Raw genomic sequence first — 16,142 nt, 5'->3', positions numbered from 1 at the left:
GCCCCGCTCAACCGCCCCGCGCCTCCTCACCCGGCACGGCGGCGGCCCGGCGGATCAGCGGAGCGTCTCCGCGTCGACCCGGGAGAAGACCAGGTCGCTCTCCTCGGTCACGGGCCCCCGCAGGCGCACCGGGACGCCCAGCGCGTCGCCGCGCGCGGCGGGGTAACTCCCGGGCGTGTAGTCGTTGGCCAGCCGATAGCCGTGGAAGCCGGCGTCGCGCATCACCGTGAGCAGTTCGCCGATGGAGTCCCCGAGGCGGGCCATGCGCTCGGGGGCCACCTCGACACTGATCTCCGCGTCGGGCCGCAGGGCCCCCAGCATCGGCGCCAGCCCGCGCACGACACCGCCCTCCGCCCCCTCGACGTCGATCTTGATCACCCGGGCGCTCGCGATCTCCGCCGGATCCAGCAGCTCGGGCAGCGGCCGGGCCTCGATCTCGAACGTGGACTCCGCCGGCCCCTCGTACGGAACGATGCTGTTCGCGCCCATGTTGCGCGAACTGGCGAGGACGAAGGTGAGCGTCTTGCGGCCGTCGGAGACGGCGGCGTTGACCGTCCGGAGGTTCCCGCACCCGTTCAGCCGGGCGTGCCGCACCAGCCGCCGGTGGAACCCGGGAGAAGCCTCGATCGCGACGACCCGGCCCGCATCACCGACTAGCCGCGACGCGAGGACGCTGAAGACACCGATGTTGGCCCCGACGTCGATGAAACCGTCCCCGGGCCGCAGCCGGCGCCGCAGCCAGGCCGTCAGGTGCGGCTCCCAGACCCCGAAGAGGTAGAGGTACCGCTGGATCAGGTCCCGCGTGTCCACGGCGAACCGGTCACCGGAACGCACCTGGACGACCCTGCGACGCGGGTGCTCGCGCAGGTGCGGGTCGAGCAGACGCGCGGCGAGCGCCGCCTTCCCGACCGTGCCGGGGGCGCCGCGCACATAACGGCTGCCGAGGGTGACCAGCGTGCGCGGGACGACGCCGTCCGGTCCGCCGCGGATGATCAGTCCTCCCGCGTGATGGTGATCGCGGCAGCGGGGCACCCCTCGACCGCCTCACGTACCCGTGGCACGTCCAGGTCGTGCTCCCGCCCGGGTATCACGGCGCCCAGACCGTCCACCTTCGTGAACACGGACGGAGCCCGGTGGACGCAGTCGCCGGAGCCGTAGCACTGCTCGGGATCGACGGAAATCCTCATACGCCCTCCAGCGGCAGTCGGGAAGCGCGGCCGGCGGCCGCGGCCAACACGACGTCCCTGCCCGCGGACCGCCCCGCTGAATCCGCCCCGCCCGCTTGCCGGTTGGGGCAGCGGCCATAAGATCGACCGGCATTCCGCGAAACGACTGGGGGGACGGCGTGGGGACCGGCGCGCAACTCGTGACGATCGCGGCCGTGGTGATCGGCGCACTGACCACGCACCTCACGAACCACCTGATGGAGCGGAGCAGGAACCGCCACCAACTGCGGACGCGCTGGGACGACAAGAAGGTCGACACGTACGGGGAGTACGTGGAGGCCGCCAAGACGAGGATCGCCGCTTCCGCACGGCTGTACGAAGCCAGGGAGAACCTGCGCGAGGACCACCGGCCCGAGGAGGAGCTCCGCGAGGACCTGGCGGCTGCCGCCCGACGCTGGGGGTCGGCCTTCGAGCGGGTCATGCTGCTCGGCGGCGACGGCGCCATCGAGGCGGGGCACGAGCTGAACAGGCTGGTCGCCGAGATCGACTGGCAGGCGACCGGCCGCGTCGCCGGCACCCTGGAGCAATGGCGCGAGCGGCACCGGGCCGCGTTCCGCGCGATCAACGCCTTCCACGAGGAGGCGCGCGCCGACCTCGGCATCCGGGGCAGCGTCACCGGGGAGAAGCACCCCGAGCGCGACCTGCTGCTGCCGCCGGCCCGGCAGGCGTCCGCCGAGGACTGACCTCCGCCCCCGGGATTCCACCACCACCGGCATGCTTCGGCACCGGTCCCTCCCCTCGTGGGGACCGGTGCCCAACCATGCCGGCGGCGTGCTGGACGCCGTACCGGAACAGGAAGGGCTGGGCCGTCGAAAGCTGACCGAGAACATGCGGCCTCAGGTGGCGGCTTCCGGGAACGCCGGGCCGCTGACCTGTCCTGGTGTCGGCCGGCCGACTCGGCACCGCGACGCGATCCTGCCAGCTGCGGTCGCCCGCGAGGAGGCCGCAGCACCACAACACTGACGTAGCCGCAGGTCAGACGTATAGAGTGAGTTTTCCGGTCCGGACGTCCAGGTGCGGGGGAGTAAGGAGTGGAGGCCTTGAGTTTCGACTCAGGGGCACGCACGGCCTTCGCCGAACGTCTCGCACTGCTGTACCGGGAGGCCGGCAACCCTCCCCTCAAACGCGTCTCCGAAGCGGTCGTCCGGCTCCAGCGCGTCGACGAACGGGGACGCCCCGTACGGGCCTCCGCCCAGCGGATCAGCGACTGGCGGCGGGCCAAGAACGTCCCCGCCCAGTTCCCCGCCCTCGCCGCGGTACTGCACGTCCTCATCCCCCAGGCACGGCGCGCGCGGCCCGAGCCGGTCGTCGTGGGCCTGTACGACCTGGCCCAGTGGCAGCGGCTGTGGGAGCGGGCGTTGGCCGACCCGTCCGGCGAGCGCCCGGCGCCGGCCACGGGCGACGAGGAACGCGCCGCACCCGACCGGGCCCCGGGCGGCGTCTGCCCCTACCGGGGGCTGGCCGCCTACCGGCAGCAGGACGCCGGCTGGTTCTTCGGGCGCGAGCGGAGCACGGCCGCGCTCGTCGACCAGCTCCGCGCGGCCGAGGACACCGGCGGCCTGGTGATGCTCGTGGGCGCCTCGGGGGCGGGGAAGTCCTCCCTGCTCAACGCGGGCCTGGTGCCCGCCTTGCGCGACGGCGGGCCGGACGGCGACACGGGGCCGCCGAGGGCGGTGCTCCAGCTCGTACCGGGAGCCGGTCCGCTGGGCGAACTGTGCCGCCGCATCCCCGGGCTCGCGTCCGTGGCCGCAGCCGACCGGGCGCGGCCGGCGGAACCGGACGACCCGGGGTTCGCGCGCGCGGTCAGAAGGGCCTTCGCGGCCTGGGCCACCGGCGACGGAGCGGCGACAACGGTCCCGCCGACCACGTCGGGCACCTCGGGCACGCCGACGGCCACGACCACGTCGGTAACACCGGCGACCTCGGACACCTCCGGCGCGTCGGGCGCCTCAGGTACGTCGGGTGCGTCAGGCACCTCAGGGACGTCGGGGGCGTCGGGCACCTCGGGCACGCGGGCCACCTCCGGCACCCCGGGCACCTCGGGCTCATCGGGCGCCTCAGGCACGTTGGGCACGTCGGACACGCTGGCCACCGCGGACACCTCCGGCGCGTCTGGCACGTCGGACACCTCGGACACCTCCGGCGCCTCTGGCACGTCGGACACCTCAGACACCTCCGGCCCGTCTGGCACGTCGGGCACCTCGGGCACGCCGGCCACCTCCGGCGCGTCAGGCACCTCCAGAACGTCGGACACGTCGGGCACCTCGGGCACGTCTGGCACCTCGCGTGCCTCAGACACCTCGGGCACCTCGGGCACGCCGGCCACCTCGGGCACGCCGGCCACCTCGGACACCTCCGGCGCGTCTGGCACGTCGGCCACCTCGGGCACCTCGGGCACGCCGACCACGAACACGTCGGTAACACCGGCGACCTCGGACACCTCCGGCACATGGGGCGCCTCAGGTACCTCCGGCACGTCGGGCACCTCGGTGGCCACGAACACGTCCGGCACCTCAGGCACCTCGGCGGCGACGGCCGCGTCGGCAGTCACGACTACGCCCGCCACAACGGTGACCACGACCACCTCCAGCACCTCGGCGGCCTCGGCCGCCACGAGCACGCCGGTCACACCGGCAACCTCGTACACCACCGGCGCGTCGGGCACCTCGGCCGCATCGGCACCCGGCACCACATCAGGGGTCTCGGCCGGCCCAGCCGCCCCGGCCCGCCCGGCCACCCCGCCGCGCCCCGTCCTGATCGTGGACCAGTTCGAGGAGGTCTTCACCCTCTGCACCGACGAGTGGGAGCGGCGCGCGTTCATCCGGATCCTCCAGGCCGCCTGCACGCCCGGCGGCCCGGACGACCCGGCGCCCCTGCTGGTCGCCCTCGGCGTGCGCGCCGACTTCTACGAGCGGTGCCTGCGCCACCCCGAGCTGGCCGACGCGCTGCAGCACCGGCACATGGTGCTCGGGCCGCTGACCACCGCGGAGCTGCGCGAGGCGGTGACCGGCCCGGCCAGGGCCGTGGGCATGGAGCTCGAACCGGGCCTGGCCGAGCTGATCGCCCGGGAGGTCGGCACCGACGGCCCGGGCGCCGCGCACGACGCGGGCGTGCTGCCGCTGCTGTCCCACGCCCTGCTCGCCACCTGGCAGCGCCGCAAGGCGGGCCGGCTGACGCTGGCGGGCTACCGCGCGGCCGGCGGCATCCAGGGGGCGGTGGCGGCGACCGCCGAGCGGGCCTGGTCGGACCTGGACCCGGCGGCCCGCGCGGCCGCGCGGCTGCTGCTGCTCCGGCTGGTCCGGGTGAGCGAGGACACCCAGGCCACCCGCAGACGGGGCACCCGGCGCCGGCTGGCGAAGGAGTCCAGGGACCCCGGCAAGACCGAGGAGTCCCTGGAGGCGCTGGTCCGCGCCCGGCTGGTCACCCTCGACGCGGACACCGTGGAGATCACCCACGAGGCCCTGCTGCACGCCTGGCCGCGCCTGCGCGACTGGATCGACGAGGACCGGGCCGGCAACCTGCTGCGGCAGCGGCTGGAGGAGGACGGCCGGGCCTGGGAGGAGTCGGACCGCGACACCTCGCTGCTCTACCGGGGCTCCCGGCTCGAGCAGGCCCGCGGCTGGGCGGAGTCCGCCGACGGCACCCTCCTCACCCGCGGCGCGGTGGACTTCCTGGCCGCCGCGGTCAGGCTGCGCAGGCGCACCGTCGTGCTCAGACGTGCCGCGGTGTCGTCCCTGGTCGTCCTGGCACTGCTCGCGGTCGGTTCGGCGGTGCTCGCCTGGCAGCAGCGCAACGACGCCGTGTTCGAGCAGGTGGTCGCCGAGGCGGACCGCGTCCAGTACACGGACCCGTCGCTGTCGGCCCAGCTCGACCTGGCGGCCCACCGCCTGCGCCCCGACGACGCGGACGTGCGCAACCGCCTGATCTCGATCGTGAACGCACCCCTGGCCACGCCGCTCCTCGGCCACACGGGCGCCGTCTACCTGACGTCCTTCAGCCCGGACGGCCGGACCCTGGCGACGGCCAGCTACGACCGGACCGTGCGGCTGTGGGACGTGTCCGACCCCGCCCGTCCCGAACCGCTGGGCAAGCCCCTCACCGGTCACACCAGCTGGGTGAGCACCGCGGTGTTCAGCCCGGACGGCCGCACGCTGGCCAGCGCCTCGGACGACGGCACGATCCGGCTGTGGGACGTGTCGGACCCCGGCGCCCCCCGCCCGCTCGGTGATCCGCTGCCCGGTCGCGGCGGCACCGTCTACCTGCTCGACTTCAGCCCGGACGGGCACACCCTCGCCTCCGCCCACGACGACCACGCCGTACGGCTGTGGGACGTGACCGCTCCGGGCCGGCCCGGGGCACTGGGCACCCTGACGGGCGCCGGCGCGGCGGTGCGCTCGGTGGCGTTCAGCCCCGACGGGCGGACACTGGCGGTCGGCGGCGACGACGAGACGGTCCATCTGTGGGACGTCGCCGACCCGCACGACGCGTCCCGGATCGGCACGCCGCTGACCGGCCACACCGGCCTGATCCACTCCGTGGCCTTCAGCCCCGACGGCCGCACCCTCGCCAGCGGCGGCGCCGACGACACCGTACGGCTGTGGGACGTCACCGACCCGCGCGACGCCTCGCGGATCGGCTCGCCGTTGACCGGGCACACCGGTCCCGTCTGGTCGGTGGCCTTCAGCCCCGACGGCGACATGCTCGCCGCGAGCAGCGCGGACAGCACGGCGAGCCTGTGGAACGTCAGCGACCCGGCCTACCCCTCGCAGATCGGCGTGGAGCTGGCGGGCAGCAGCGGGGAGATGTACGCCCTGGGGTTCAGCCCGGACGGGCACACCCTCGCCACCGGCAGCGGCGACAGCAAGGTCCGTCTGTGGTCCCTGCCCACCTCGGACATGAACGGCCGCATCGGGGCGTTCCGCCCGGACGGTCACCTGCTGGCCACCGCCGCCCGCGACGGCCGGGTCCGGCTGTGGGACGTCAGCGATCCCGCCCGGCCCGTGCCCGTGAGCGAGCCCTTCAGGCCGGGCGAGGGCGACGTCCGTTCCCTGGTGTTCTCCCCGGACGGCGGCACCCTGGCCGTGCTGACGGGCAGCCGGGCCATGCAGCTGTGGGACGTCACCGCCCCGTCCCGGCCCACCGCCCACGGCCCGCCGGTCGCGCTGCGCAACCGCTACGCGGGCCCCGGCACTCTTGCCTTCGGCCCGGACGGCCACATCCTGGCCACCGCCCAGGACGACCGGGGCATCCAGCTGTGGAACACCGAGGACCCGTCCCGGCCCCGCCCGCTCGGCAACCCGCTCACCGGTCACACCGGCTACGTCAACACCCTCTTCTTCAGCCCCGACGGCCGCACCCTCGCCAGCGGCGGCGCGGACGACACCGTACGGCTCTGGGACGTCACCGACCCCGCGCACGCCACCGCCCTCGGTGTCTCCCGCACCGGCCACCTGGGCCCCGTCAACGCCCTCGCCTACAGCCCCGACGGCCACACCCTGGCCAGCGGCAGCGACGACGGCACGGTCCGCCTCTGGGACGTCACCGACCCGGGCCGCCCCACGCCGGCCGGAGAGCCGCTGACCGGCCACACCGACTCGGTGGTGACGCTGACGTTCAGCCGGGACGGCGCCACCCTGGCCAGCGGCGCCAACGACAACACGGTCCGCCTCTGGGACACCCGCACACCCACCGAAGCCGCTCCGATCGGCGAGGCGATGAGCCCCAACGCCAAGACGGGCGGCTTCCTGTCCTTCAGCCCGGTGCGTCACATGCTCGGGGTGTCGAGCGGCACGGACAGCGTCCGCCTGTGGAACCTGGACGTGGACGACGCCATCGACCGCATCTGCTCGGCGACCCGGGGCGTGCTGACCGAGGAGAAGTGGCACGAGTACCTCCCCCGGCTCTCGTACGAACCACCGTGCGAGCGGTGAATCCCTCCCGCGCCCCGTCCGCCCTTGTTAGCCTGACCCACAGCCCGGCCGCCGGCGTATCCCCCGTCGCCGGCGGCCGGGCCCTGAACGCAGCAGACCCCCAGCCGGATCCGACTGGGGGTCTTTGTGCTGGTGGGGCTAACAGGATTTGAACCTGTGGCCTCATCCTTATCAGGGATGCGCTCTAACCAACTGAGCTATAGCCCCGCCGCGCTCTGCGGTGTTTGTCCCGCGCGCTGACTCCTGAAGATTAGCGCACGAGGCGGGCAGTCCCAAAATCGGTTGGCGCCAGGCCGGAGAGCGACGGTCACTCGTCCTCGGCGAGCGTCAGCTCCACACCGCCGACGAAGCCGGCCGACAGGTTGTAGATGAACGCGCCGAGCGTGGCCAGGGCGGTGGCGAGGACGACGTCGATGACCGCGATGACCGTGGTGAACAGCAGCACGTTGGGCAGCGACAGGAAGGACTGCAGGTCGAAGCCGTTGGACTCGTTGGAGCCGGTCGCTTCGGAGATCGTGCCGCCGACGGTCGAGAAGACGCCCATGGCGTCCATGACCATCCACAGCACGGCGGACGCGACGATCGTGCAGATGCCGAGCGCGATGGAGAGCAGGAAGCTGACCTTCATCACCGACCACGGGTCCGCCTTGGCCACGCGCAGGCGCGCCTTGCGGACGCGGGGCGTGGTGCGGGCGCCGGTGCGCGGGCGGCGCACGGCGGCGGCGTTGCCGCCCTGGGTCTCATAGGCCTGCGGCGGGTGGTACGGCCCGCCGGGCTGCTGGGGCTGCCGTTCCCCCGGCAGCGGCGAGGCCGCCTGCTGGGTCTGCTGGCCCCGGGTGTCCGTCACAGTTCCCCCCTGGGAATGCGTCTTGGACGAGCTGCCCGAGTGCGAGTCGGTCGCTCCGTCTTCGATCTTGCGCAGTTGAGTCGTGTGCGGATCCGCCGCACGCGTGGCGGAGCCACGGCCGCCCCCGTCCGTTTCCGTACCCCTGGAGGTACCGGCCGATCCGGCGCCCGTGGCTCCGCTCACGATGACTCTCTCCTCGTGCTACTCGGCCGAGGGCGCCTCACCCTCGTCCGTGCCGGTGGTCGCGGCACCCTCGGCGGTCTCGTCGACGACCACGTCGCCGTCGACCTCCTCCGCCTCGCGTCCCGCCTCGGCGTTGCGTGCGATGCCGACCACGGCATCGCGCTTGCCCAGATTGATCAGTTGGACGCCCATGGTGTCACGGCCCGTCTCCCTGACCCCGCTGACTCGCGTACGAATCACACCGCCCGAGAGTGTGATGGCGAGGATCTCGTCGTGCTCCTCGACCACCAGCGCGCCCACGAGCGACCCGCGGTCCTCGACGATCTTGGCAGCCTTGATGCCCAGGCCGCCGCGGCCCTGGACGCGGTACTCGTCGACGGAGGTCCGCTTCGCGTAACCACCGTCGGTGGCAGTGAACACGAACGTACCGGCTCGAACAACATTCATCGAGAGCAGCTCGTCCCCTTCGCGGAAACTCATGCCCTTGACGCCCGAGGTGGCACGGCCCATCGGACGCAGCGTGTCGTCCGAGGCGGTGAACCTGATCGACTGCGCCTTCTTGCTGATCAGCAGCAGATCGTCGTCGGCCGAGACGAGTTCGGCTCCGATCAGTTCGTCGTCGCTGCCGTCCGCCTGCTCACGCAGGTTGATCGCGATGACGCCACCCGAGCGCGGCGAGTCGTAGTCCTTCAGCGGCGTCTTCTTCACCAGGCCCGCCTTGGTGGCCAGGACCAGGTAGGGCATCGCCTCGTAGTCGCGGATCGCACGGATCTGGGCGATCGTCTCGTCCGGCTGGAAGGCCAGCAGGTTCGCCACGTGCTGGCCGCGCGCGTCCCGGCCGGCGTCGGGCAGCTCGTAGGCCTTCACCCGGTAGACGCGGCCCTTGTTCGTGAAGAACAGCAGCCAGTGGTGCGTGGTGGACACGAAGAAGTGGTTGACGATGTCGTCTTCCTTGAGCTTCGTGCCGCGCACGCCCTTGCCGCCCCGCTTCTGGGCGCGGTAGTCGTCGGTCTTGGTGCGCTTGATGTAGCCGCCCCGGGTGACCGTGACGACGATGTCCTCCTCGGCGATCAGGTCCTCGATGGACATGTCGCCCTCGTAGGGGATCAGCTTCGTCTTGCGGTCGTCGCCGTACTTCTCGACCAGCGCCGTCAGCTCCGCGCTCACGATGCCGCGCTGGCGGACCGGGGAGGCCAGGATCTCGTTGTACTCGTTGATCTTCGCCTGGAGCTCGTCGTGCTCCTGGACGATCTTCTGCCGCTCCAGGGCCGCCAGGCGCCGCAGCTGCATCTCCAGGATCGCGTTGGCCTGGATCTCGTCGATCACCAGGAGGTCCATCAGGCCGCCGCGGGCGATCTCGACGGTGTCGCTGCGCCGGATCAGCGCGATGACCTCGTCGATGGCGTCCAGGGCCTTCAGCAGACCACGCAGGATGTGCGCCCGCTCCTCGGCCTTGCGGAGCCGGAACTTCGTCCGCCGGACGATGACCTCGATCTGGTGGTTCACCCAGTGGCGGATGAACGCGTCCAGGGAGAGGGTGCGCGGCACGCCGTCGACCAGGGCCAGCATGTTGGCGCCGAAGTTGGTCTGGAGGTCGGTGTGCTTGTACAGGTTGTTCAGCACGACCTTGGCGACCGCGTCCCGCTTGAGGACGATCACCAGGCGCTGGCCGGTGCGCGAGGACGTCTCGTCGCGGACGTCAGCGATGCCGCCGATCTTGCCGTCCTTCACCAGGTCGGCGATCTTCTGCGCGAGGTTGTCCGGGTTGACCTGGTAGGGCAGCTCGGTGACCACCAGGCACTGGCGGTTCTGGATCTCCTCGACCTCGACGACCGCGCGCATGGTGATCGAGCCGCGCCCGGTGCGGTAGGCCTCCTCGATGCCCCTGCGGCCCACGACGAGGGCGCCGGTCGGGAAGTCGGGTCCCTTGATGCGCTCGATCAGCGCGTCCAGCAGCTCCTCGTGGGAGGCCTCGTAGTTCTCCAGGTACCACTGGGCACCGGCCGCGACCTCGCGCAGGTTGTGCGGCGGGATGTTGGTCGCCATACCGACCGCGATGCCCGCCGAGCCGTTGATCAGCAGGTTCGGGAAACGGGCCGGCAGGACGGTCGGCTCCTGGGAGCGGCCGTCGTAGTTGTCCGTGAAGTCGACGGTCTCCTCGTCGATGTCGCGGACCATCTCCATCGACAGCGGCGCCATCTTGCACTCGGTGTACCGCATGGCCGCCGCCGGGTCGTTGCCCGGTGAGCCGAAGTTGCCGTTGGAGTCCACCAGCGGCATCCGCATCGACCAGGGCTGGGCGAGACGGACCAGGGCGTCGTAGATGGAGGAGTCGCCGTGCGGGTGGTAGTTGCCCATGACGTCGCCGACTACGCGGGCGCACTTGTAGAAACCGCGCTCGGGCCGGTAACCGCCGTCGTACATCGCGTACAGCACGCGCCGGTGGACGGGCTTGAGGCCGTCGCGGACGTCGGGCAGCGCACGCGAGACGATGACGGACATCGCGTAGTCGAGGTACGAGCGCTGCATCTCCGTCTCGAGCCCGACGGGCTCGACACGCATGGCGAGGGCGTCACCCTCGGGCGTCGTCACAGGGGTGTTCTCGTCGGTCATTGCTGGTGAAGGTCCTTCCTGGTGCGGTCAGCTGAGACCGACTCAGATGTCGAGGAAGCGGACGTCCTTGGCGTTGCGCTGGATGAACGCGCGCCGGGCCTCGACGTCCTCGCCCATCAGCACCGAGAACAGGTCGTCGGCCTGCGCGGCGTCGTCGAGCGTGACCTGGCCGAGGACGCGGTGCTCCTGGTCCATGGTCGTGATGCGCAGCTCCTCGGCGTTCATCTCGCCGAGGCCCTTGAAGCGCTGCACGGAGTCCTCGCGGATGCGCTTGCCCGCGCTTCGGCCCATCTCGATCAGCGCGTCGCGCTCGCGGTCCGAGTACGCATACTCGAAGTCGTCCCGGCCCCACTTGATCTTGTAGAGCGGCGGACGGGACAGGTACACGTGCCCGGCCTCGACCAGCGGCCGCATGAAGCGGAACAGGAAGGTCAGCAGCAGGGTGTTGATGTGCTGGCCGTCGACGTCGGCGTCCGCCATCAGGATGATCTTGTGATAGCGGAGCTTCTCGATGTCGAAGTCCTCGTGCACGCCCGTACCGAACGCGGAGATCATCGCCTGGATCTCCTGGTTCTGCAGGATCCGGTCGATGCGCGCCTTCTCGACGTTGAGGATCTTGCCGCGGATCGGGAGGATCGCCTGGTACTGCGGATTGCGGCCGGACTTGGCCGAACCGCCGGCGGAGTCGCCCTCGACGATGAAGATCTCGCACTTGGTCGGGTCGTTCGACTGGCAGTCGGACAGCTTGCCCGGCAGCGACGCCGTCTCCAGCAGGCCCTTGCGGCGCGTCAGGTCACGGGCCTTGCGGGCCGCGACACGCGCGTACGCCGCCTGGATGCCCTTGCGGATGATGTCCGCGGCCTCGTTCGGATTGCGGTCGAGCCAGTCCGTCAGGTGCTCGTAGACGATCTTCTGGACGAAGGTCTTCACCTCGGTGTTGCCCAGCTTCGTCTTGGTCTGGCCCTCGAACTGCGGCTCGCTCAGCTTCACCGAGATGATCGCGGTCAGTCCCTCGCGGATGTCGTCACCCGTGAGGTTGTCGTCCTTCTCGCGCAGCAGCTTCTTGTCGCGCGCGTACTTGTTGATCAGCGAGGTCAGCGCCGCGCGGAAGCCCTCCTCGTGCGTACCGCCCTCGTGGGTGTGGATGATGTTGGCGAACGAGTACACACCCTCGGTGTAGCCGCCGTTCCACTGCATGGCGATCTCGAGGGACAGGTTCTTGTCCTTGTCCTCGGCCTCGAGGTCGATCACGGTCGGGTGCACCAGCTCTCCCTTGCGGGAGTTGAGGTACTTCACGAAGTCGACGATGCCGCCCTCGTAGTGGTACGAGACGCTCTTGACCTCGTGCTTCTCGTCCTCGCCCGCCTCGTCCGCACCGGCGGTCGCCATCGCCGACTCGCGCTCGTCGGTGAGGTTGATCCGCAGGCCCTTGTTGAGGAAGGCCATCTCCTGGAAGCGCCGGGACAGCGTCTCGAAGGAGTACTCGGTCGTCTCGAAGATGTCGCCGTCGGCCCAGAAGGTGACCGACGTGCCGGTCTCCTCGGTGGCCTCGTGCCGGGCGAGCGACGCCGTGGGGACACCCAGCTTGTACTCCTGCGTCCAGCGGTAGCCGTCGGTCTTGACCTCCACCGCGACCCGCGTGGAGAGGGCGTTGACGACGGAGACACCCACGCCGTGCAGACCACCGGAGACCGCGTAGCCGCCGCCGCCGAACTTGCCGCCCGCGTGCAGCACGGTCAGCACGACCTCGACGGCCGGCTTCCCCTCGGAGGGGACGATCCCCACCGGGATGCCGCGGCCGTTGTCGACGACCTGGACACCGCCGTCGGCGAGGATCGTGACGTCGATCGTGTCCGCGTGACCGGCCAGCGCCTCGTCGACGGAGTTGTCCACGACCTCCTGCACCAGGTGGTGCAGGCCCCGTTCACCGGTCGAGCCGATGTACATACCGGGTCGCTTGCGGACCGCGTCCAGACCCTCGAGCACGGTGATGGCACTGGCGTCGTACGAAGCGGCTGCCTCGTCGGCCGACGCGTGCACCACGTCGTTCACGCCGGTGTCGGTGGACGGGTTGTTCTCGTTGGGGTTGCCGGAATCGGCCACGAAGCGCCCTTTCTGGCACAGCACGAGCCGGGCTCGTCGGCAGGTTGCCGGAGCGGCTGCGGCATGTTGCGTTGGTAAGCCTTGATCAGCGTTGCTCAGCTAGTCCCGGACGGTCCCCACGATCGGGGCGGGATTGTCTTCCATTCTACCGGTAGCACTGACACTGATGGGGGTTTGCCGGTACCTGAGTCCGCATGTGCCGCCCTGAACCGGGCTCGTCCGACTCCCGATATGCGGAAGGGGGCCTCAAGAGGCTCACGACGGCACTCAGCGCTTCCGTACGTCAACCCTTGGCTACTTGGGAGTCAGATCGTGATTCGCAACCGTGTGCGGTGGTACGACGAAGCGGACGCCGAAGGTCCACACCGACCGCTGACGCCCAATTATGTGAGGTACATCACCTGTTGCTGACGGGGTGCCAGAGCCCCCTCCTGGCCCCGGCCGGGGTCACCCGTAGGTGTCCCCGGGCCCCCGGCTGCCGGGCGCGCGCAACGGACCGTACCGACGGCCGGCGCCCGCAGGGCCCCCGGGCCCGAGCACCTTGATCATCCGCACCGACCCGTGCCCGAGATCCTCGTTGAGACGGGCCACCAGCGTCGGCGCCAGCAACCGCAGGTTCGTCGCCCAGGCCGTCGAGTCGCAGCGGACCAACAGCACCCGCTCGTCCTCGTCGTACCGCTCCGGCACACAGTGCTTCGCCACGTCCTCACCGACGATCTGCGGCCACCGTCCCATCACACCGCCCACCGCGGCAGGCGTCTCCCAGCCGCGCTCGGTGATCAGACGGTTGATCGCCGACCCCAGCGCCATGGGATCACGCCCGTCGGCGCGCGCACCGGAACGCAGCCCACCGCGCCGCGCCTGCTTCTTCTGCCGCGCGGCATCCCCACGCGCGCGTGCCGCCTCGCGCGCCGCCCGCAGCGCGACGCGGGCGAGGTCGACACCCGACGGCTCGGGGCCTTCGCCGCCCGCGCCGGCAGTCTCTCCCAAGGACGCGCCGGGAGCCTTCCCGCAAGCCGCGCCGGAAACGGGGTCCTCCGCGCTCATACGCGCTCCACCGTCCCCTCCGCGACCGAGAACCGGGCGCCCGCCAGCACACCCGGCACATCGTCGTCGACCGCGGCCGTCACCAGCACCTGCTCGCCGGGCGCCACCAGCTCCGCCAGCCGCTCACGGCGCCGCGCGTCCAGCTCGGCGAAGACGTCGTCCAGGACGAGAACGGGCTCGTTGCCCTCCGCCCGCAGCAGATCGAACGACGCGAGGCGCAGCGCCAGCGCGTACGACCAGGACTCCCCGTGGGAGGCGTAGCCCTTGGCGGGCAGCGACCCGAGCTTCAGCAGCAGGTCGTCCCGGTGCGGCCCCACCAGAGTGACGCCCCGCTCGATCTCCTGTTTGCGGGCCTCGGCGAGCGCGCCCATCAGCTGCTCGTACAGATCCTCACGCGTGTGCGCCTCACCGGGCGCCGACGGCTTGTACTCCAGCGCGACCGGACCGCCGCCCGGCGCCAGCTGCTCGTACGCCTTGTCGGCCAGCGGCTGCACCGCGGCGATCAGGTCCAGGCGCTGCGCCAGCAGCTCGGCGCCCGCGCGCGCGAGGTGCTGGTCCCAGACGTCCAGCGTGGACAGGTCCATCGTGCGCCCGCCGTGCCGACGCGCCAGCGCGGCCGACTTCAGCAGAGTGTTGCGCTGCTTGAGCACCCGGTCGTAGTCGGAACGCACCCCGGCCATCCGCGGGGAGCGGGCGGTGATCAGCTCGTCCAGGAAGCGGCGCCGCTCCCCGGGGTCGCCCTTGACCAGGGCGAGGTCCTCGGGCGCGAACAGCACCGTACGGACGATGCCGAGCACGTCACGCGGCCTGACCTGCGAGGACCTGTTGATGCGGGCCCGGTTGGCCCTGCCGGGGTTCAGCTCCAGCTCGATCAGCTGCTGCCGCTCGCCCTGCCGCACCTGAGCACGGATCACGGCACGCTCGGCGCCCATGCGGACCAGGGGGGCGTCGGAGGAGACCCGGTGGCTGCCGAGGGTGGCGAGATAGCCGACCGCCTCGACGAGATTGGTCTTGCCCTGCCCGTTCGGTCCGACGAAGGCCGTGACGCCCGGGTCCAGCGGGACCTCGACCCGGGCGTACGAACGGAAGTCGGCCAGCGACAGATGCGTGACGTGCATGGTCGTGCGCCGACCTCCCAGCCTTTCGCTACTTCTTCTCGACCGCGTGCCCGCCGAACTGGTTGCGCAGCGCGGCGATCATCTTCATCTGCGGCGAGTCGTCCTGCCGGGACGCGAACCGCGCGAACAGCGACGCGGTGATCGCCGGCAGCGGCACCGCGTTGTCGATCGCGGCCTCCACGGTCCAGCGTCCCTCACCGGAGTCCTGTGCGAAACCGCGCAGACCCTCCAGGTGCTCGTCGTCGTCGAGGGCGTTGACCGCCAGGTCCAGCAGCCAGGAGCGGATCACCGTGCCCTCCTGCCAGGACCGGAAGACCTCGCGGACGTTGTCCACCGAGTCGACCTTCTCCAGCAGCTCCCAGCCCTCGGCGTAGGCCTGCATCATCGCGTACTCGATGCCGTTGTGGACCATCTTCGCGAAGTGGCCCGCGCCGACCTTGCCGGCGTGCACGGCGCCGAAGTCGCCCTCCGGCTTGAGGGCGTCGAAGACCGGCTGCACCCTGGCCACGTTCTCCGCGTCGCCGCCGTACATCAGCGCGTAGCCGTTCTCCAGCCCCCACACACCGCCGGAGACACCGCAGTCGACGAAGCCTATGCCCTTGGCGGCCAGCTCCTCGGCGTGCTTCTCGTCGTCCGTCCAGCGGGAGTTGCCGCCGTCCACGACGACGTCACCGGGCTCCAGCAGCTCACCGAGCCGGTCGACGGTGGCCTGGGTGGCCTCACCGGCCGGGACCATCACCCAGACCACGCGGGCGCCCTCGAGCTTGCCCACCAGCTCTTCCAGGCTGTGGACGTCGGCGAGGTCGGGATTGCGGTCGTATCCGACGACGGTGTGGCCCGCGCGGCGGATCCGCTCGCGCATGTTGCCGCCCATCTTGCCGAGGCCGACGAGACCGAGCTCCATCAGTTGCGTTCCTTAGGTGTGCGAGGTGGCGGGGCGGCACGTCCGGGCCGGCCGGATGCGTGCCGCGGCACTTTCGTACCCGCCCCGAGCCTAAACCCGGACGTCCGTGCACAGCTGTGGGCGTACGCGCTCATACGTACGCCCACACCTGCGGATTCGTCCCGAGTCCGT

At 71.3% G+C, this 16,142-nt stretch carries 9 protein-coding genes, 1 tRNA gene and 2 pseudogenes; 3 read left to right on the top strand and 9 right to left on the bottom strand.

Annotated elements, in window-relative coordinates; all coding sequences use genetic code 11:
- Positions 1–54: 54 nt before the first annotated feature.
- On the bottom strand, positions 55–930 hold the full coding sequence (locus tag M6G08_RS07975) for an FkbM family methyltransferase (RefSeq protein ID WP_272591282.1): 876 nt from the start codon (positions 928–930) through the stop codon (positions 55–57).
- A gap of 62 nt (positions 931–992) precedes the next feature.
- Positions 993–1,187: a ferredoxin gene (locus M6G08_RS07970; RefSeq protein WP_272586470.1), complete on the bottom strand. Its 195-nt coding sequence runs from the start codon at positions 1,185–1,187 to the stop codon at positions 993–995.
- Positions 1,188–1,345: 158 nt separating this feature from the next.
- Between M6G08_RS07970 and M6G08_RS07965 the strand changes: the two genes are divergently transcribed.
- The 3 genes and pseudogenes from M6G08_RS07965 to M6G08_RS07960 form a co-directional block, all read left to right on the top strand.
- Positions 1,346–1,909 carry a hypothetical protein gene (locus M6G08_RS07965; protein ID WP_272586469.1) on the top strand — a complete coding sequence of 188 codons (564 nt, stop codon included), beginning with the start codon at positions 1,346–1,348 and terminating at the stop codon, positions 1,907–1,909.
- Positions 1,910–2,257: 348 nt separating this feature from the next.
- Positions 2,258–3,085: pseudogene (locus M6G08_RS35975) on the top strand (nSTAND1 domain-containing NTPase); the annotation flags it as partial.
- Positions 3,086–3,892: 807 nt separating this feature from the next.
- Positions 3,893–7,156: pseudogene (locus M6G08_RS07960) on the top strand (WD40 repeat domain-containing protein); the annotation flags it as partial.
- A 130-nt stretch (positions 7,157–7,286) separates the two neighbouring features.
- Here the strand turns inward: M6G08_RS07960 and M6G08_RS07955 are convergent.
- The 7 genes from M6G08_RS07955 to gnd all read right to left on the bottom strand — a co-directional run bounded on the left by M6G08_RS07955 (position 7,287) and on the right by gnd (position 15,971).
- Positions 7,287–7,363 (bottom strand) — tRNA-Ile (locus M6G08_RS07955).
- 100 nt (positions 7,364–7,463) lie between these two features.
- The gene (locus M6G08_RS07950; protein WP_272586467.1) at positions 7,464–8,186 is read right to left on the bottom strand and encodes a DUF3566 domain-containing protein; all 723 of its coding nucleotides are present in this window, start codon (positions 8,184–8,186) and stop codon (positions 7,464–7,466) included.
- 18 nt (positions 8,187–8,204) lie between these two features.
- Positions 8,205–10,799, bottom strand: a complete 2,595-nt coding sequence (gyrA, locus tag M6G08_RS07945) for a DNA gyrase subunit A (protein ID WP_272586466.1) — start codon at positions 10,797–10,799, stop codon at positions 8,205–8,207.
- A gap of 42 nt (positions 10,800–10,841) precedes the next feature.
- A complete protein-coding gene (gene gyrB / locus M6G08_RS07940; RefSeq protein WP_272586465.1) occupies positions 10,842–12,902 on the bottom strand; it encodes a DNA topoisomerase (ATP-hydrolyzing) subunit B in 2,061 nt (686 codons plus the stop codon).
- Positions 12,903–13,349: 447 nt separating this feature from the next.
- On the bottom strand, positions 13,350–13,949 hold the full coding sequence (locus tag M6G08_RS07935; RefSeq protein ID WP_272586464.1) for a DciA family protein: 600 nt from the start codon (positions 13,947–13,949) through the stop codon (positions 13,350–13,352).
- Positions 13,946–15,067: a DNA replication/repair protein RecF gene (recF, locus tag M6G08_RS07930; RefSeq protein WP_272586463.1), complete on the bottom strand. Its 1,122-nt coding sequence runs from the start codon at positions 15,065–15,067 to the stop codon at positions 13,946–13,948. Before recF ends, M6G08_RS07935 begins: the two co-directional genes overlap by 4 nt.
- A gap of 28 nt (positions 15,068–15,095) precedes the next feature.
- The gene (gene gnd / locus M6G08_RS07925) at positions 15,096–15,971 is read right to left on the bottom strand and encodes a phosphogluconate dehydrogenase (NAD(+)-dependent, decarboxylating) (protein WP_272586462.1); all 876 of its coding nucleotides are present in this window, start codon (positions 15,969–15,971) and stop codon (positions 15,096–15,098) included.
- Between the last annotated feature and the right edge of the window lie 171 nt (positions 15,972–16,142).

The organism is Streptomyces sp. M92, from assembly GCF_028473745.1.
Lineage (GTDB): Bacteria > Actinomycetota > Actinomycetes > Streptomycetales > Streptomycetaceae > Streptomyces.
Note: the sequence above shows the minus strand (reverse complement) of the source record. Positions and strands in the feature narration are given on the sequence as shown.